The following is a 17,713-nucleotide window of genomic DNA, read 5'->3' as shown; positions in this document are numbered from 1 at the left end:
AATGAGCTTTACGGTCGCGATCGTCGGTCGCCCGAATGTCGGCAAGTCGACGCTTTTCAACCGGCTGGTCGGAAAGAAGCTGGCGCTTGTCGACGACACGCCCGGCGTCACCCGCGACCGCCGCCCCGGCGACGCGCGTCTGATGGGGCTGACCTTCACCATCATCGATACCGCCGGTCTGGAAAAGGCCGAGGCCGAGAGCCTGCAGGGCCGCATGCGCGCCCAGACGGAAGCGGCGATCGACGAGGCCGATATCTCGCTCTTCGTGGTCGACGCCAAGTTCGGCCTGACGCCTGTCGACAAGGAACTGGCCGAGATGCTGCGCCGCCGCGGCAAGCCGGTCGTTCTCGTCGCCAACAAGTCGGAAGCCAAGGGCTCGGACGGCGGCTTTTACGACGCCTATACGCTCGGCCTCGGCGAGCCGGTGCCGATCTCGGCCGAACACGGGCAGGGCATGCTCGACCTGCGCGACGCGATCGTGGAAGCGGTCGGCGAGGATCGCGCCTATCCGCCGAAGGAAGACATCGCCGAGACCAACGTCAATCTTCCCCACGAGATGGAAGAGGACGAGGACTACGAGCCGGAATATGACGACACCAAGCCGCTGCGCGTGGCGATCATCGGTCGCCCGAATGCCGGCAAGTCGACGCTGATCAACCGCTTCCTCGGCGAGGACCGCTTGCTCACCGGCCCCGAAGCCGGCATTACCCGCGACAGCATTTCCGTCGAGTGGGACTGGAACGGCCGCACGATCAAGATGTTCGACACGGCGGGCATGCGCCGCAAGGCGCGCGTCACCGAGAAGCTCGAGAAGCTGTCGGTTGCCGATTCCTTGCGCTCCATCCGCTTCGCCGAGACCGTGGTCATCGTCTTCGACGCGACCATTCCCTTCGAGAAGCAGGACCTGCAGCTGGTCGACCTCGTGGTTCGCGAGGGACGCGCCGCGGTTCTCGCCTTCAACAAGTGGGACCTGATCGACGAGCCGCAGGCGCTTCTGGCGGACCTGCGCGAGAAGACCGAGCGGCTGCTGCCGCAGGCACGCGGCATCCGCGCCGTGCCGATCTCCGGCCAGACCGGCCGCGGCCTCGACAAGCTGATGCAGTCGATCATCGACACCGACATGACGTGGAACCGCCGCATCTCGACCGCCAAGCTGAACCGCTGGCTGGATTCGATCACGACGCAGCATCCGCCACCGGCCGTCTCCGGCCGCCGCCTGAAGCTGAAGTACATGACCCAGGTCAAGGCCCGCCCGCCGGCCTTCATGATCTCCTGCACCCGCGCAGACGCGCTGCCGGAATCCTACACCCGCTATCTGGTGAACAGCCTGCGCACGGATTTCAACATGCCCGGCGTGCCGATCCGGATCATGTATCGCGAGAAGGACAATCCGTACGAATCCAAGAGCGGCGGACGCCGCAAGCCGCAGCCTGCCAAGTAGCAGCTTGGCCAAGTGATATGTCGGGTGCAGCCAAGGCTGCGCCCGCTTCCTTAGCGATGAAGATGAGCTGTCTCAGCCGTCGAAGTAATAGATCGGCTCGCGGGTCAGTTCGCCGTTGCCGACGTGGCCGTAGACGTCGTTTCCAAGAATCCAGAAGCTTATCGCCTGGGTCTCCATGGAAAAAATATAGTCTCCCGATATCCAGTGCTCGGCTTTACTTCCGGATAGCGAAAACAGGTGTTCGCCGGCCTGGTACATGACCGCCTTGTGCGACTTCGAATCATATAGATAACGTTCGTCAGCCATGTTGCGCCCTGATTCTACATGGAAAGAATCTCACGCCGACCTGTGTTTGTCTAATAATCCTGATTTAATATGTATGACCATTTTTGGTATAAAGGCCGCCGGGGCTGCGCGCCGGACGGGCAATTCTTGAAAATTATGTGACAGGCTGTCGGATGCGGCCGATGTCGGACGTCTTGATGGGGAGGGCACGGATCGTCTTTTATAGGGCATCCGCGCCGGATCGGTTCGCACAGGGAGGTGCACGATGATGAGCCATTCGCATCAGGGGTCCTATCGGTGGGTGATCGTGGCGGCGGGGGCGCTGATGACCTGCGTCGCGCTGGGGGCGATGTTTTCGCTGGCGATCTTCCAGGAGCCGATCGCGCTCGATACCGGCTGGTCGCATATCGGCATCGCCAGCGCGATGACGCTCAATTTCATCGTCATGGGGATCGGTGGCTTCGTCTGGGGCGCCGCGAGCGATCGCTTCGGGCCGCGCGCCGTGGTGCTTGTGGGCGCCGCATTGCTCGGGCTGGCGCTGGTGCTTTCCAGCCGGGCGGTGACGCTCCTGCAATTCCAGCTGACCTATGGCATCCTCGTCGGCATTGCCGCCAGCACCTTCTTCGCGCCGATGATCGCGGCGACCACCGCATGGTTCGACGAGCATCGAGGGCTTGCCGTCTCGCTGGTCTCGGCTGGCATGGGCGTGGCGCCGATGACCATCTCGCCCTTCGCCCGCTTTCTGATCTCGGCCTATGACTGGCGCACCGCGATGCTGATCATCGGCATCGGCGCCTGGGTGCTGCTCCTGCCGGCAGCGCTGCTGGTGCGGCGCGCGCCAGAGAGCGCCGACGATGATGTTGGCGCGGCATCGCCGAACGGCGCGATGGCCGCTGGCTCAACGCCGGCGGAGCGGGGGAATGCGCGGCTCTCCGACGTGTTCCGCTCGCCGCAGTTCATCGTGCTCGGGCTGACCTTCTTCGCCTGCTGCGCGGCGCATTCCGGACCGATCTTCCATATGGTGAGCTACGCGACGATCTGCGGCGTGGCGCCGATGGCCGCCGTCAGCATCTATAGCGTCGAGGGGCTGGCGGGGCTGGGCGGCCGGTTGATCTACGGTTCGCTTGCCGATCGCGTCGGCGTCAAGCCCGTGATCGTCGGCGGGCTGCTGATCCAGGCGATTGCGCTGATGGGCTATCTCTTCGTCAGCCGGCTCGGCGAATTCTACGCGCTGGCGGTGATCTTCGGCAGCGCCTATGGCGGCGTCATGCCGCTCTACGCGGTGCTGGCGCGTGAATATTTCGGGCAGAAGATCATCGGCACCGTCTTCGGCGCCGCCACCATGCTCTCCAGCCTCGGCATGGCCTTCGGCCCGCTGATCGGCGGCTGGATCTTCGATCATTTCGCCAATTATTCCTGGCTGTTCATCGGCTCGGCGCTGGTGGGGCTGGGTGCGGCCGCGATCGCGCTGGCGTTTCCGCCGCTGCCGGGTGAGCGGGGGCGTCAGGTGGTGGGGGCTGCGGAGTAGGGTTTACACCATCGTCGCCGCATCCCCATCGCCGAGGCGCTTGTTGCGCGGCAGGGACTTGGCGGCGTATTGCCAGGCCTTCTTCCATTTCGGGGTGATCACCCCGTTGGCGGCGCGGATGTTGGTGATGAACTGCAGCGTTGCCGCTTCCCAGGAATATTGGACGGCGAGTTCGCGGGCCTTTTCGCGCGAGGCGGAGAGCGCCGCGAGGCAGGCGATACGCAGGTCGTCGTCGAGTGCGCCGACCTCGCTATCCTCGCCGATGATGTCGAGCGGGCCGGTGACCGGGTAGGCGGCGACGGGGACGCCTGAGGCGAGCGCCTCGAGGATGGTGTTGCCGAAGGTGTCGGTCAGCGACGGGAAGACGAAGACATCGGCCTGGGCGTAGATCGCGGCCAGTTCGGGGCCGACCTTGAGGCCGGTGAAATGAACATCCGGATAGTGCTTCTCGAGCTCGGCGCGGGCCGGGCCATCGCCGACGACGACCTTCGAGCCGGGCAGATCAAGATCGAGAAAGGCCGGCAGGTTCTTTTCCAGCGCCACGCGGCCGACCGTCATGAAGACCGGGCGGGCAAGGCCGAAGGGCTTTTCCTCGAGCTCGGCCGGGTGGAACTGATTGGCGTCGATGCCGCGGCTCCAGGGCATCAGGTTGCGGATGCCCTTTTCGGAGAGTTCGCGCGCCAAAGAAGGCGTCGCCACCATGCAGCCGGCGCCGGAATTGTGGAACCACTTGACGAAGGCGTAGAGCCAGCTCTTCGGGATGGGGAGCCGGGCGGCGACATATTCGGGAAAGCGGGTGTGATAGCTGGTGGAGAACGGCATGCGGTTCTTCAGGCACCAGCGCCGCGCCGTCAGCCCCAGCGGGCCCTCGGTGGCGATATGGACATAGGACGGCTTGTGCTTGGCGATTTCGCGCGCGACGCTGCGATAGCGGGCGATCGACAGGCGGATTTCGGGATAGGTCGGGCAGGGGATATTGCGGAAACCCTGCGGCGTCACCATCGCCACCTCGACGCCGATTTTCGCGAGTTCGCGGTTGGTGTTTTCGATCGAGCGGACGACGCCGTTGACCTGCGGATGCCAGGCATCCGTGACGATGACCAGCCGCTCCGGCTTGCCCATCGGCAAGGCGGCGACGTTTTCGCCATCGCTGGCATTTTGCAGGCGTTGCAACATGATCCGACTTTCATCCGCGCCATCGGCGCACAGCTCCGGGCGGGCGCCGGATAATCGATTCCCGCGCTCATATTCTCGCTGCTGTCGATGATGGAAATATTACAGGGTGGGCGGGTGCAGCCGGATGCAACCGGGGTGGCGATCTTTGGTTGTGTGCGGTTTGTTGTTTGCAATCGGCAATGTGCTATCCCTAGCCGAGGTTAGGGGAACAATCCATGTTGAAACGATTGCGGGTGCTGGCGTTGCTGGCGACGTCGATGCTTGTCGCGTGCGCGAGTGTGGATGCGACTGATATTCAGAAGTTTGGCGTGGCAACGGCGGCGGTGGCGCAGGCGGCGCGGGATGCCGGTACGATAAATCAGGCGATGGGAGATAAGCGCGACGTCGAGAAGGAGGCATATCTATTCACCAACGGCAACAGGGCATACGCTTTTCCGCCCAAAGGTGCGCCTTCTCAAGCTCACGTAGACAGACAATGGAACCAGCGGATCGCCTTCGCGCAGGCGCTTTCCGACTATGGTCAATCTCTCGCGAAAGCGGCTGCGGGCGTAGCGGGAGACCAGCTCGATACGTCGCTCAGCAATCTGCAAACGGCGGCGACTACCGTGGCGCCGAAGTTGACTGAAAGAAAGAACTTCGATGCCGTCTCAAGCGGAATTAGCTTGCTCGCGCATAAGGCCATCACGGAGGTTGCGTACCGGAGGATCCAGCACATTGCTGCGCAGGCGCATCCCTCGATCGTCAAAGGACGCGTGCTTCTTGCTGAGGATTTCCGTTTCATGGCCAGAAATGCCCGCTCGTCATATCTCGATTGGGCGCTGTGGCAAAAGGCTTCGCTTGATGCAATCCAATCGCGCTCAAGCGGCCGCGAGCGATACGCGGCCTATCATGACTTCCTGAAAGATCGTGGCGATATGCAGACTGCGGTGGCCGCGCTCGTGCCGCGTTCGTCGACTGATCGGCCCAGCTACGAAGTGCTTCTGGACAAGCTCGTTGCGGCTCACAAGACGCTGGCGGACGGTACGCCAGATCCCGAGAACCTTGAACAGTTCATAGCAGCAGCAAAAGAGCTGCAGGCGGCAGTCGAGCCGTTTCTCGGCGATAGGGGGTAGGGATGGTCACATACCGAAATGCATATGAACGTATCGAGCAGGCCATGTTGGCGGCCACGACCGCGAGCATAAAGTCTACGTCCCATAAAGATCAAAAGCGGTTTGCCGATCTCAGCGATATATTCAAAGCAGAGCTGAATGAACTGACGGCGAAAGCTCTTGAACATAGTTCATCGCAATACGTGCCTCAGACCGCCGCGATGCGGTGGGGGAAGACCAAACTGGACGAAGTAAGAAAGGAACTTGAAGATTGGGCGCGGGTCAGCGATGCGGCAGCGAAAATAGTGGAGGCGATAATGCGGGTTCTCACGTTGCTTTAGCCGACATCCCCACTCAAACCCCAAGCTTATCCTTCGCCACCAGCGCCCCATGCTCGCTGACAACCCGGGCCGCGACCTTGGCGGCGAAGCGGGCGGATGCGGGGGCGTCCTTTGTTTCGAGATAGTGGGCGATGAAGGCGCCGTTGAAGCTGTCGCCGGCGCTTGTTGTGTCGACGACCTGCTCGACCCGCTCTGAGGGCACGAAGGTCTCTTCGCCGTCGAAATCGAGCGTTATCCCGTCGGCGCCGTTCTTGACGACGACGTCGCGGACGCCCAGCGCGCGGTAGCGGTGGATGGTCGCCTCGATCGAGACGTCGCCGAAGTGCAGAGCCTCGTCCTCGAAGCTCGGCAGTACCAGCGATGCGGCGCGCGCGCCTTCGCTGATGGTGGCGTGCATCTCGTCATAGCCCGACCACAGGCGGGGGCGGATGTTGGGGTCGAAGGCGACGAGCTTGCCGGAGGCCTTGGCGCGGCGTGCTTCGGAGAGCAGCGTATCGGCGTCGTCGCGCGAGAGGATCGCGAGCGTGATGCCGGAGAAATAGACGACGTCGGCGCCTTCGATCGCCTGGCGCAGGAAATCCGGATCGGCGGCGAGCTGGCGGGCGGCGGAGTTGTCGCGCCAGTAGCTGAAGGAGCGTTCGCCATCCTTCAGGCTGATCATGTAGAGGCCGGGCGCCTTGCCCTTGATGCGGCGGATGCTCTGCGTGCCGATGCCGGCGTCAGCGAAGAAGGCGACCATCTCGTCGGACATGGCGTCGTCGCCGAGCGCGGTGCAGTAATCGACCGACCAATCCTGATCAAGGCAGGCGCGGGCATACCAGGCGGTGTTCAGCGTATCGCCGGCAAAGCCCTTGCGCAGCAGCCCGGCGCCGGCCTGCGACAGCTCCACCATGCACTCACCGATCGATAGAAAACGTCCGCCCAATGTCATTCTCCCGCTTGTCCTCCGTTCGCTGATACGCGCCGCGCGCGACGCTGACAAGCGCGGATTGGCCGGATATGGCGATGTCCGGCTCGCGGGCTGGCCGGTGTCTTTGCAACTGGCGCGCAAAAAGACGTGAGCGCGGTTGTCTTTTGCTTTCTGCGCTTTAGTCTCGGCATGGACACGAACATGGCGAGGATATGCGACAGATGGTGGTTCGGACGGGCGGGAATGCGGACTGGTGGCGGGGTGCTGTTGTCTATCAGGTCTATCCGAGATCGTTTCAGGATACGAATGGCGACGGGCTCGGCGATCTCAAGGGGATCACCAGGCGTCTGCCCTATATCGCCAGCCTCGGCGTCGATGCGATCTGGCTCTCGCCCTTCTTCAAGTCGCCGATGGCCGACATGGGCTACGACGTTTCAGATTATTGCGACGTGGACCCGATCTTCGGCACGATCGCCGATTTCGACGAGATGATGGTGGCCGCGCATGCGCTGGGGCTGAAGGTGATCATCGACCAGGTGATCTCGCATACCGCTGATGTGCACCCATGGTTCGTCGAAAGCCGCTCCAGCCGCACCAACGACAAGGCGGACTGGTATGTCTGGGCCGACCCGAAGCCGGATGGAACGGCGCCGAACAACTGGCTGTCGATCTTCGGCGGACCGGGCTGGGAGTGGGACGGCGTGCGCCGGCAGTATTACCAGCACAATTTCCTCACCTCGCAGCCGGATCTCAATTTCCACAACGCCGACGTTCAGGACGCGCTGCTGAAAACGGTGAAATTCTGGCTCGATCGTGGGGTTGACGGCTTCCGGCTGGATACCGTCAACTACTATTTCTGCGACAAGCTTCTGCGCGACAATCCTCCGCACGAGCCCGATGTCAGCGATGGCGGGCTGGATGCGCCGGATACCAACCCCTATGGCATGCAGAACCATCTCTACGACAAGACGCAGCCCGAAAACATCGGCTTCCTGCAGCGTTTTCGCGCGCTGCTCGACCGCTATGAGGGGCGCACGACTGTCGGCGAGGTGGGCGATGGGGCGCGCTCGCTGAAGACGGTGGCGGCCTACACCACCGGCGGCGACAAGCTGCACATGTGCTACACCTTCGACCTCCTGGGTCCGGAGTTCACCGCGGCCCATATCCGCAACTGCGTCGATGCCTTCCAGAAATCCGTAGCCGATGGATGGGTCTGCTGGGCCTTCTCCAACCACGACGTCAACCGCCATCTCAGCCGTTTCGCCAAGACGGTCGAGGAGCGGCCTGTCGTCGCCAAGCTGGCGATCTCGGTGCTTGCGGCGCTGCGCGGCTCGATCTGCCTCTACCAGGGCGAGGAGCTCGGTCTGCCCGAAGCTGATCTCGCCTTCGAGGACCTGCGCGACCCCTACGGCATCCGCTTCTGGCCGGCCTTCAAGGGCCGCGACGGATGCCGCACGCCGATGCCCTGGGAAGCAGCCAAGGCCCATGCCGGCTTCACCACGGCCGAGAAGTCCTGGCTGCCGGTGCCCTATGAGCAGGCAGCGCTTTCGGTGGATGTGCAGGAGGGCGATGCGCATTCGGTGCTCACCCACTACCGCGACACGCTGGCCTTCCGAAAAAAGCATCCGGCGCTGATCGACGGGGCGATGACCTTCCTCGATACGAACCAGGATTTGCTGGTGTTTACGCGCAGACAAGAGGGCGAGACGCTGCTGTTTGTGTTCAACCTGACACGGGAGCCGGCGTCGTTTGGTTTGCCTGTTGGCTTTGAGAAGGTATCTCCGGTGGAAATGCCGGGCTTCGTTTCGCGCATCGAAAAGGGTGTGGTGATGTTGAACGCGCTGGATGGCTTCTGCGCGCGGCTTGGCTAATCGCCGTCCATCGTCGTTTCCTCGACGAAGACAGGCTGTCCGTCGAAGGTCAGCGAAAACTGTCCGCGCCCGGTCGGCACCAGCTGGATGGGCGAGGTCTTGTCGGCGAGGCGGCGGCGCAGGAGGAGAAGCCGGGTCTCGAGATTGTCCTTGAATTCGGGAAGCCTAAGCGATGTGGAGAGGCGCAGTTCGCGGTTGGTGAAACCGGTACGGCCGCTCTCCACATGGGCGCGCAGCATGTGGTTCAGCAGCCGGCCGGCAATGCCCTTGATGATGTATTCGTCGGCAATGAAGATGCTGTCGTCGAAGGCGTAGTAGCGGATTTCGATCCGATGGGTGTTCTTCCCCGGCGGCTGCCCTGATGGCGCCGGCTTCTGGTCTTCCGGCAATGCCTGCGACAGGGCGATGATACCGGCCAGATGCTGGGCCGCAAGCGTCAGCGCTGCCTCCCGCACTGCCGCAAAAGGCGAGCCTCCGGCGGCTTTCGGCGCCGAGAACGCCGATGAGGTGACCGCCTGAGATCATCGGCACTGCAATTTGGCTCATGGTCTCGGCATCCATCGGCGGGGCGATGGTGCGGGTCAGATTTTCATTCTCGGCCGATGCCTTGACCGCGGCGCTGTAGCGTCGCGCCCGGCTGAGATCGCTGATCTTGACGATATCCCGCTCACGGGCCGCACTGCCGAAGACGCCGTCTCCGAAGGCGATCTCCGAGCCGACGCCCGACCGCTCGTAGCCCAGGCTGCCCGCCGTCGCGAGCTGGCCGCTGTTTTCGTCGGCGAGAAACACGACGGTCTGGTCGCATTCAAGCGTGTCGCGCATCCATTCCAGCGTCGCGTCAAGGGCGGTGTCGATCTGCGCGGGAAGGTGGGCGAGTGTCATGGCGAGGCTGGCGGTTGCCTCGAGCAGCGGTTCGCGCGCGACCGGCTCGATCGGGGCATCTACGGGCGAGGGGTAGATCGTGATATCGACCACCCGGAAGATATCGACGCCGCGAAGCCGCATGATGCCGGCCATGCCGACCTGCGCGCTCGTCGCATCGAGTTGGGTCGAAACGCGGCTGAACAGCGGACCGTCGAAGACGGTCTTTTCATAAACCGCGCGCAACCGGCACTGGCCGCCACGGGCGCCATCGACCAGCAATATGGCTGCCTTCGGGTTCTCCGCGAGATTGGCCATGGTCGTGTTGAAAAACTGGTTGGAGAGGCCGACGCGCTCGTCGTCCACCAGCACGACATGCGAGAGGTAGGAGACATTGGGAATGCCGTCCGCCGAGGACGTGGCGATGATCGAGGGGACGATGCCCTCGAAGAAGGTTTCCATATCGCGTAGCCGCAGCGCGATCTCCTTCATACGGGTGCTCTGATCAGCGCGCCGGCGCTGCTGCCGGGCGTCTTGATGGAGATGGTGCGGACATCGAGTATGACGGTGGCGAGATCGCGGGATGTCAGCCAGACCTCGATCATCGACGAGGGAACGCCCTGCTCGGCGAGCGCTGCGGTGACGCCGGCGATATAGCGCTCGCAGAGCGCTCGGTCGTCTTCGGTGGCGGTGCGCAGGCTGGCGCTGCCCTTCAGCTGCAGCGAGCGATAGTCGGACGGGCGCACGAAGGTGAAGGCGGCTTGCCCGGTCTCGATTATGTTGGCGAGCGTATCCGGCCACTGCCAACCGGAGATCAAGACTTCGATGGTTTCGCCGCTCGGCAGGACGCGGCAGCCGACGCCGCGGCCGACATCGGGCTGGTTGGCACTATCGCTGGTGCCGACGATCATCATGACAGGGCCGGCAATGAAACCGGCGATTTCCTCATCGAAACGCACCCGACCGATCCCCCAGATTTCCCCGCCGCCAGCATAAGCGAGGGGCTGGGCCGTTAGCAAACTTTTAGGGAGCGGCGGCAAATGGGCGACGGTACAAGCTTGGTGTCACACCAGATGAGGGATCAGGACATGTTTGACTTCGACCAATATGCGAGGCGGATCGGCCTCAAGGACATCGACATCACGTCGGCCGGGCTCACCGCCCTGCAGCGGGCGCAGCTTGCCACCATTGCATTCGAAAGCATCGACCCGTTTCTTGGCCGGGTTCCGAGCCTGCAGCCCGCCGATATCTGGAACCAGCTCGTCGAGAAGAAGCGCGGGGGATATTGCTTCCAGCTCAACTGGCTGTTCGGCGAGGCGCTGAAGCATCTCGGGTTCGAGGCGCGGCCGATCCTCGGGCGTGTGCGCATGGGCGCGCCGGTCGGCGGCATCAGGGCGCATCTCGCCTGGATCGTGACCATCGGCGGCGAGGAGTGGCTGGCGGATGCAGGCTTCGGCGGGCCGGGACCGCGCGATCCGATTGCCATCCGGCCTGGCGAACAGCTGATGGGCGGCATGACCTTCCGCCTGCGGGACGACACGGCAACCGGCGAACTGGTGCTGGAATGGCAGGGGCCGGACGGGTGGTTCCCGCTCTTCGGCTTCGATGAAAGCCCGTTTACGCAGGCCGATCTCGAAGGCGCCAACCAGCTTTGCACCGTCTGGGCGGCGCTGCCGTTCCGCGACAACCTGATGATGAGCATCCGCCTGCCGGATGCCGATGTGGCCTTGATGAACCGTGGCCTCCGGCGCGCGGGCGCGCAGGGAACGAAGAGCCTGCAGATCGGATCGGCCGACGAGCTGGCGACCTCCCTGCGTGATCTCTTCGGTCTCGATTGCGAGCCGGAAACCGTGGCGCGGATCTGGTCAAGGCTCGACACGCCGGTGCGGGCTGCCGCCTGAACCGGAAGGTGGATCTTCTTTCCGCGTGGATGTCAGATCAGCCTGAACTGGTCGACATCCACCATGCCCATGTCCGATATCTTCAGATGCGGGATAACCGGCAGCGGCAGGAAGGCGACCTGGAGGAAGGGTTCTTCTAGGGTCGTGCCGAGGGCGTAGGCGGCTTTTCTGAGGTCGTGCAGTGTGTCGCGGACGGTTTCGTAGGGTTCGAGGCTCATCAGGCCGGCGAGCGGCAGCGGGATTTCGCCGGTGACCTTGCCGTCCTCGACGACGACGAAGCCTCCCTTGATTTCGCCGAGCCGGTTGGCGGCCATGGCCATGTCGTCTTCCGAGACGCCGACGACGCAGATGTTGTGGCTGTCATGGCCGACGGTTGAGGCGATCGCACCCTTCTTCAGACCGAAGCCCTGGACGAAGCCGTTGGCGTGGTTGCCGTTCTTGCCGTGGCGCTCGATGACGGCGACCTTGATGATGTCGTTGTCGAGATCGACCGCGGTCTGGTTGCCCTTGACGGGCAGCCGGTAGCGGCGGTGCTCGGTGATGATCTTGCCCGGCATGACGCCGATGACAGGTGTTTCGCCATCGGCGACCGGCACGCTGAAGTGGGCGGCATTGACCGTTCGGGCCTTGACGCTGTCGAGGCCGACGGGGGCGACGGGCTTGCGGGTTTCGAAGAGCGCCGATGTGACCTTGCGGCCGGCGGAGAAGACCATCTCGGCCTTGCAGTTTTCCAGGCTGTCGAGGATGGCGAGATCGGCGCGCCAGCCGGGGGCGACGAGGCCCCGGTCCCTGAGACCGAAGGCGCGGGCGGCCGAGATCGAGGCGGCGCGGTAGATGGCGAGCGGCTCGACGCCGTTCTTGATTGCGGTGCGGATCATGTAGTCGAGATGGCCCTGCTCGGCGATATCGAGCGGGTTGCGGTCGTCGGTGCAGAGCGCCAGATGCGGCGACAGACGCTCGGTGATGATCGACATCAGCGCGTGCAGGTCCTTGGAGACGGAGCCTTCGCGGACCAGGATGTGCATGCCCTTGCGGATCTTCTCCAGCGCTTCCTCGGCGCTCGTGCATTCATGCTCGGTGCGGATGCCGGCTGAGAGATAGCCGTTCAGATCATTGCCCGAGAGAAGCGGGGCGTGGCCGTCGATATGCGCTCCTTGAAATGCCGCGAGCTTGGCCATGCAGACGGGGTCCTTGTGGATCACGCCGGGGAAATTCATGAATTCGGCAAGGCCGATGACCTTCTCGTGGTCGCGGAAGGGCAGGAGCTTTTCGATCGGCAGGTCGGCGCCTGATGTTTCCAGATGCGTGGCGGGGACGCAGGAGGAGAGCTGGACGCGGATGTCCATGATGGTTTGCTCGGCGGACTCCAGGAAATAGCGGATGCCTTCTTCGCCGAGCACGTTGGCGATCTCGTGCGGGTCGCAGATCACGGTCGTGACGCCATAGGGGAGCACGCAGCGGTCGAACTCGTGCGGGGTGACGAGCGAGCTTTCGATGTGGAGATGCGTGTCGATGAAGCCGGGCACGACGATCTTGCCGGATATGTCGATCTCGGTTTTTCCGGTGTAATCGCCACAGGTGCCGACGATGGTGTCGCCCGAGATGGCGATGTCGGATTGCACCAGTTCGCCCGTCACCAGATCGAAGAACCGCCCGCCCTTGAGCACGATATCGGCCGGTTCGCGGCCGGTTCCCTGGTCGATGAGGCGTTCTAGTCTTTCGGTCATGGGGCTCTCTGGTTCGGTGTCGTTGGGTGGCCACTCTAGAGAGGCGGGCGCTCGATGGGAAGGCGCGGATCGGTCTTGTCCTCGTCCATGCCGTCGCAGGGGGCGCCCCGGTTCCACGGTAGGGAAGGTTTGCGTCTACTCGCTCTTGCCGAGGGCGCCGATCAGCGTGTGGATCTGCTGGTTCAATACTTCGATCTCGGTCAAGGTCATGCCGGAGCGGCTGAGCAGCGTGTCGCCCAGGCATTTGCTGCGGGCGAGCATGTCGCGGCCTGCTGATGTCAGGAAGACGTTCACCTGGCGTTCGTCCTGGGTCGAGCGGCGACGTTCGAGGAGGCCTGCCTGCTCCAGGCGCTTTACTGGCGGGGTGATGGTGCTCGATTCCAGCGACAGCCGGTCGGCGATAGCGCCGATCGTGGCGCCATCCTGCTCGCCCAGCACATTCAGCACCAGATATTGCGGATAGGTGATGCCCATCTCGTCCAGCATCGGCTTGTAGGTGCGGTTGATGGCGAGGCTTGCCGCATAGAGCGAGAAGCACAGCTGGTCGTCCAGCGGCGGCGTGGTGGTGCCGGAGGCGGGGGGCTTATGGGAGGCGTGTATCTGATCGGTCATGCCGAGGCTCCATCTGTCTGTGCGATTACCACTATCATAAAAATGATATCGCGATAATCTTTTTCGTAGACAAGAAAATTTCAGGTGCTATGAATATATTTATCGCGACATCGATTATCGCGAAAACAAATGGAGATGAACATGACTGACGACATCGAAAATGCCTCAAGACGGCATGTTATGGTCGCAGGGCTCGGCCTCGTCGCGACGGCCGCTGCCGCCTCCTTCACCAATTCGGCTGAAGCCGCGAGCCACAAGCATTCCGCAGCCGCCGACCAGAAGACCGCTCACTCGACAGGTAAGGACAAGAACGCCATGACCAGCAGCTACATCACCACCAAGGACGGCACGCAAATCTTCTACAAGGACTGGGGCACCGGTCAGCCGATCGTGTTCCATCACGGCTGGCCGCTCAGCGCCGACGACTGGGATGCGCAGATGCTCTACTTTCTCGGCAAGGGCTACCGGGTGATCGCCCATGACCGTCGCGGCCATGGCCGCTCCAGCCAGCCGGGCCACGGCAACGACATGGACACTTACGCGGCCGATGTCGCCGAGCTCGCTGAACATCTCGATCTCAAGAATGCCATCCATGTGGGCCATTCGACCGGTGGCGGCGAAGTCACCCGTTATGTCGGCAATTATGAAAGCCGCGGCCGTATTGCCAAGGCGGTGCTGATCGGCGCGATCCCGCCTGTCATGCTGAAGTCCGACAAGAACCCGGGCGGTCTGCCGCTTGAAGTGTTCGATGGCTTCCGCACGTCCATTGCCGCCAACCGCGCGCAGTTCTATCGCGACATCCCCGAAGGTCCGTTCTACGGCTTCAACCGGCCGGGCGCCAAGGTCTCGCAGGGCGTGATCGACAATTGGTGGCGGCAGGGGATGATGGGCAGCGCCAAGGATCAGTATGATTGCGTCGAGGTGTTTTCCGAGACCGATTTCACCGAAGACCTCAAGAAGATCAAGGTTCCGGTTCTGGTCATGCATGGCACTGACGACCAGATCGTGCCGATCGCCGATTCGGCCCTGCTTGCCGCCAAGCTTTTGAAAAACGGCACGCTGAAGACCTATGACGGCCTGCCGCACGGCATGGCGACCACACATGCCGACATCATCAATGCCGATCTCCTGAAATTCTTCCAGGCCTGATCGAGGCTTGTGGCGAAGGCCATTTCGAAGGATTCGCAAACGAAAACCGGGCGCCCGCGAGGGCGCCCGGTCTGTATTTGATCGCAGTGGCGAGCCGAATTACTCGGCGGAGACAATCTTGCCGTCTTCCCACTTGTAGAGGGAGAAGCTCTGCGAGGTCAGGTCGCCGGTTTCGCCGTAGGTGAGCTTGCCGATGGCGGTTGCGATCGGCTCGCCGGCCTTCAGCGCCGTTGCGACGGCTTCGGAATCTTCGGCGCTTTTCGCCTTTTCGATGCCGGCCTTGATGACTTCGACGGCGGCGTAGGCGTTCAGCGTGAAGGCTTCGGCCGGGATGCCCTTGGCCTTCAGCGCGTCGGCGGCGGCCTTGGAGTCGGGGCTCTTGGTGGCATCGACGGCGTTGGTGAAGATGGTGCCGGCGGCAGCATCCGTGCCGATGTTCCAGAACTCGGTGTTCGACAGGCCATCGCCGCCGATGATGACGGCATTGACCTGCAGGTCATGAAGCTGGCGGGCCAGCAGGCCGCCTTCCGGGTGGTAGCCGCCGAAATAGACGACGTCGACCTTCTCGGCCTTGAGGCGGGTGGTCAGCGCGCTGAAATCCTTGTCGCCGGGCGAGAGCGCGTCGTCGAGGACTTCCTTGATGCCGCCGGCGTTGATCGTCGCCTTGAAGTTGTCGGCGAGACCCTTACCGTAAGCGCCCTTGTCGTTGATGATGGCGATGCGCTTGTCCTTGAAGTTCTTCAGGACATAGTTGGCGGCGACTTCGGCCTGCTGGTCGTCGCGGCCGCAGGTGCGCAGAACGTTGGCGAGGCCACGCTTCGTCAGGTCAGGGGCGGTCGCGGTCGGGGTGACCATCAGCACGCCGTTTTCAGCGAAGACGTCCGATGCCGGGATGGCGACGCCCGAGGTGACCGGGCCGACGACGAAGCGGATGCCGTCGCCGACGAGCTGGTTGGCGGCCGAAACGCCCTGCTTGGGTTCGCCGGCGTCGTCGGCGGTCTTCAGCACGACCTTCTCGCCGAGGATGCCGCCGGCCTTGTTGATTTCGTCAACGGCGGTCTGGGCGCCGTTCTTCACCTGGTCGCCGTAAGCGGCAACCGGGCCGGTCAGCGGTGCGATCAGGCCGATGGTGATGTCGGCATGCGCCAGCGGCGCGAAAGAGATGGAGGCAACCAGCGCCGCCGTCAGGGTCTTCAGGGTCATTTTGTCTCTCCTTGGATGGGTCTTCGACCCGCGACTGTCCTGCCGCTGCGATCAATCCAGGCCGTACAAACATCCATTTCAGGATGCGCCAAAGACGACGGATTGCGCGCGGCAAACGCGCCAATCGGCCATGTTTGGCTCGAAGGACGCATGGCAAGTTTATTAGGAATTTCGCGGTGAATGCGCAAGAAGATAAAGAAACGCAGCCTGTTTTTGCCACGATCGGCAAAAATCGCGCCGGTTTTGACGATTTTGGATCAAGTTTTTGCGATTTCTGAGTGGCGGTGAAACCACATGCGCGCGTCTTGCGCTTGAGCGCACAAAAAAGGATCGGCAAACCAGAGGTCGCCGATCCATCAATATCAAATGGTGCTAAAAATAGTCAGTCGTTCCATTGAGAAGCGACCGGAAACGGTGTGATGGGATATCAGGCCGCGGACTTGGCGCGGACGGGTTCGGCGTAGATCTGGGTCAGGGTTTCGAGAATGCGAATGACCTGATCGGAGGTGCTGGAATAGTAGATCGTCTGTGCGTCGCGGCGGGTCTTGACCAGCTTCTGGGCGCGCAGCTTGGAGAGGTGCTGCGACAGTGCCGACTGGCTGAGGCCGACTTCGGTGGCCAGCGCGCCAACGGGGATCTCACCCTTGACCAGATTACAGAGGATCAGAAGTCTCTTGGGATTTGCCATTGCGGACAACAGTGCGGCGGCAACATTCGCGTGAGCGGTCAAATCTATTGTGTCCATAATCATCTTCCCATGGAAACGGAATTCAAAAAAACGTCTGCCTGAAATTGCCGACGGTGAAAACTAGCAAGAGGGGTTCAAGATTGTATATAGCTAAATTTCAGGTATTGAGTATTTCATGTTAGATATATGTGAATAAAGTTCAACGCGGCTGCTGATCGGTGTGTCAAACTCGTGCCGCAGCAGCAAATCGCCCGAAATCACATCAAAACCGGCGCAATCGACTCCACAAATAGCCCATCTGGTGCCCGCACGGGCTTTATGCGCGATCGCTGTTTTCCTTGCCAAATCCGGTTCAAGGGCTAGCAAATCTTGCACTACCTCGGCGGCGTTTTCCGCGAGCTCCTCGTTGGCGTCCGAGCGGATGATCAGCTCCTCTCCATCAAGAATTTAGGCGCGGCCGAAGCCGCCATTGAGGCTGGCGCTCTCGGGAATCAGCCGGAAAAACCGGAAATCAGGGAAATCGACGTAGAGTTTCGCCTTGGAATGGCGGGCCAGAAAACGGTCACGAATGCGTGTGTGGGCGGCGCTGTCGCGCTCGACGGCTGCCGCACTGCACTGAGTCGTCAGCCGCGCATGGGCCAACGGGTCGCCCTTGCCGGGCTCGCCGGTCAAAAGCGAGGCGCGCGGATCGGCATCGAGCGCACGGGTGTGCGCCGAAAGACCGGAGACGAGGATGACGGGAACGCCATCGAAATCGGTGCCGAGAAGCACGCGGCTGGCGAAGGGGAAGCCGGTCTTGGGGTCGAGGACCGCAATGGCGGCGTAGCGGGCGGAACGGAGAAGAGTGCGCGCCAGCTTGCGCGCCTCTTCGTCCGTTTCCCTGATGACAGAAGCTTGATCTTTCATGTCCACTTTTTGGCGGAAGCGGA

General features: G+C 62.6%; 17 protein-coding genes and 1 pseudogene. 7 read left to right on the top strand and 11 right to left on the bottom strand.

The genetic code is table 11. From position 1 onward, the window contains the following. Nucleotide 1: 1 nt before the first annotated feature. Nucleotides 2–1,441, top strand: a complete 1,440-nt coding sequence (gene der / locus ACVTFQ_RS12050) for a ribosome biogenesis GTPase Der (RefSeq protein WP_047506246.1) — start codon at nucleotides 2–4, stop codon at nucleotides 1,439–1,441. A gap of 72 nt (nucleotides 1,442–1,513) precedes the next feature. On the opposite strand, the gene ACVTFQ_RS12045 is transcribed toward der, so the two are convergent. Beyond that, nucleotides 1,514–1,747: a hypothetical protein gene (locus ACVTFQ_RS12045; RefSeq protein ID WP_111562929.1), complete on the bottom strand. Its 234-nt coding sequence runs from the start codon at nucleotides 1,745–1,747 to the stop codon at nucleotides 1,514–1,516. Nucleotides 1,748–1,991: 244 nt separating this feature from the next. Between ACVTFQ_RS12045 and ACVTFQ_RS12040 the strand changes: the two genes are divergently transcribed. Next, nucleotides 1,992–3,254, top strand: coding sequence for an MFS transporter (locus ACVTFQ_RS12040; protein ID WP_111562928.1), 1,263 nt, complete (start codon nucleotides 1,992–1,994; stop codon nucleotides 3,252–3,254). 3 nt (nucleotides 3,255–3,257) lie between these two features. Here the strand turns inward: ACVTFQ_RS12040 and ACVTFQ_RS12035 are convergent, their stop codons facing one another. Then, entirely contained in the window at nucleotides 3,258–4,430 is a 1,173-nt protein-coding gene (locus ACVTFQ_RS12035; RefSeq protein ID WP_111562927.1) for a glycosyltransferase family 4 protein, read from the bottom strand. 215 nt (nucleotides 4,431–4,645) lie between these two features. On the opposite strand from ACVTFQ_RS12035, the gene ACVTFQ_RS12030 reads away from it, so the two are divergent. Next, the gene (locus ACVTFQ_RS12030) at nucleotides 4,646–5,542 is read left to right on the top strand and encodes a hypothetical protein (protein ID WP_111562926.1); all 897 of its coding nucleotides are present in this window, start codon (nucleotides 4,646–4,648) and stop codon (nucleotides 5,540–5,542) included. Nucleotides 5,543–5,544: 2 nt separating this feature from the next. Then, a complete protein-coding gene (locus ACVTFQ_RS12025) occupies nucleotides 5,545–5,862 on the top strand; it encodes a hypothetical protein (protein ID WP_111562925.1) in 318 nt (105 codons plus the stop codon). A 13-nt stretch (nucleotides 5,863–5,875) separates the two neighbouring features. Here ACVTFQ_RS12025 and ACVTFQ_RS12020 read toward each other — a convergent pair whose 3' ends face one another. Next, the gene (locus ACVTFQ_RS12020) at nucleotides 5,876–6,787 is read right to left on the bottom strand and encodes a sugar kinase (RefSeq protein WP_111562924.1); all 912 of its coding nucleotides are present in this window, start codon (nucleotides 6,785–6,787) and stop codon (nucleotides 5,876–5,878) included. 206 nt (nucleotides 6,788–6,993) lie between these two features. Between ACVTFQ_RS12020 and bglA the strand changes: the two genes are divergently transcribed. Continuing rightward, nucleotides 6,994–8,643: a beta-galactosidase BglA gene (gene bglA, locus ACVTFQ_RS12015; protein WP_111562923.1), complete on the top strand. Its 1,650-nt coding sequence runs from the start codon at nucleotides 6,994–6,996 to the stop codon at nucleotides 8,641–8,643. Here bglA and ACVTFQ_RS12010 read toward each other — a convergent pair. Genes ACVTFQ_RS12010 through ACVTFQ_RS12000 form a run of 3 tightly spaced genes read right to left on the bottom strand, consistent with a single transcriptional unit; the run spans nucleotide 8,640 to nucleotide 10,463 of the window. Next, entirely contained in the window at nucleotides 8,640–8,882 is a 243-nt protein-coding gene (locus tag ACVTFQ_RS12010) for a hypothetical protein (RefSeq protein ID WP_470423897.1), read from the bottom strand. The two genes, bglA and ACVTFQ_RS12010, sit on opposite strands and share 4 nt — an antisense overlap. Continuing rightward, entirely contained in the window at nucleotides 8,809–9,996 is a 1,188-nt protein-coding gene (locus tag ACVTFQ_RS12005; protein ID WP_470423896.1) for a pyridoxamine 5'-phosphate oxidase family protein, read from the bottom strand. Before ACVTFQ_RS12005 ends, ACVTFQ_RS12010 begins: the two co-directional genes overlap by 74 nt. Further along, nucleotides 9,993–10,463, bottom strand: a complete 471-nt coding sequence (locus ACVTFQ_RS12000) for a pyridoxamine 5'-phosphate oxidase family protein (protein WP_111562921.1) — start codon at nucleotides 10,461–10,463, stop codon at nucleotides 9,993–9,995. Before ACVTFQ_RS12000 ends, ACVTFQ_RS12005 begins: the two co-directional genes overlap by 4 nt. 129 nt (nucleotides 10,464–10,592) lie before the next feature. Between ACVTFQ_RS12000 and ACVTFQ_RS11995 the strand changes: the two genes are divergently transcribed. Next, entirely contained in the window at nucleotides 10,593–11,405 is an 813-nt protein-coding gene (locus ACVTFQ_RS11995) for an arylamine N-acetyltransferase family protein (protein WP_162718250.1), read from the top strand. A gap of 32 nt (nucleotides 11,406–11,437) precedes the next feature. Here the strand turns inward: ACVTFQ_RS11995 and ade are convergent, their stop codons facing one another. Together ade and ACVTFQ_RS11985 are read right to left on the bottom strand one after the other, a co-directional pair. Further along, nucleotides 11,438–13,132 carry an adenine deaminase gene (gene ade / locus ACVTFQ_RS11990; RefSeq protein WP_111562919.1) on the bottom strand — a complete coding sequence of 565 codons (1,695 nt, stop codon included), beginning with the start codon at nucleotides 13,130–13,132 and terminating at the stop codon, nucleotides 11,438–11,440. Between the two features lie 135 nt (nucleotides 13,133–13,267). Continuing rightward, complete coding sequence (locus ACVTFQ_RS11985; protein WP_111562918.1) at nucleotides 13,268–13,744, bottom strand: MarR family winged helix-turn-helix transcriptional regulator; 477 nt, start codon at nucleotides 13,742–13,744, stop codon at nucleotides 13,268–13,270. Nucleotides 13,745–14,059: 315 nt separating this feature from the next. On the opposite strand from ACVTFQ_RS11985, the gene ACVTFQ_RS11980 reads away from it, so the two are divergent. Next, nucleotides 14,060–14,893: an alpha/beta fold hydrolase gene (locus tag ACVTFQ_RS11980; RefSeq protein WP_111563013.1), complete on the top strand. Its 834-nt coding sequence runs from the start codon at nucleotides 14,060–14,062 to the stop codon at nucleotides 14,891–14,893. A gap of 99 nt (nucleotides 14,894–14,992) precedes the next feature. Here ACVTFQ_RS11980 and ACVTFQ_RS11975 read toward each other — a convergent pair whose 3' ends face one another. From ACVTFQ_RS11975 to ACVTFQ_RS11965, 3 genes and pseudogenes are all read right to left on the bottom strand, one after another. Next, on the bottom strand, nucleotides 14,993–16,096 hold the full coding sequence (locus ACVTFQ_RS11975) for a branched-chain amino acid ABC transporter substrate-binding protein (RefSeq protein WP_018897309.1): 1,104 nt from the start codon (nucleotides 16,094–16,096) through the stop codon (nucleotides 14,993–14,995). Between the two features lie 427 nt (nucleotides 16,097–16,523). After that, the gene (locus ACVTFQ_RS11970; protein ID WP_018897310.1) at nucleotides 16,524–16,841 is read right to left on the bottom strand and encodes an ArsR/SmtB family transcription factor; all 318 of its coding nucleotides are present in this window, start codon (nucleotides 16,839–16,841) and stop codon (nucleotides 16,524–16,526) included. Nucleotides 16,842–16,934: 93 nt separating this feature from the next. Continuing rightward, a pseudogene (locus ACVTFQ_RS11965) lies at nucleotides 16,935–17,690 on the bottom strand (HugZ family pyridoxamine 5'-phosphate oxidase). Nucleotides 17,691–17,713: the final 23 nt, after the last annotated feature.

It is taken from the genome of Rhizobium sp. O111 (assembly GCF_055616315.1).
The sequence above is the reverse complement of the archived record's forward strand: the minus strand, read 5'-3'. Positions and strand labels throughout refer to the sequence as shown.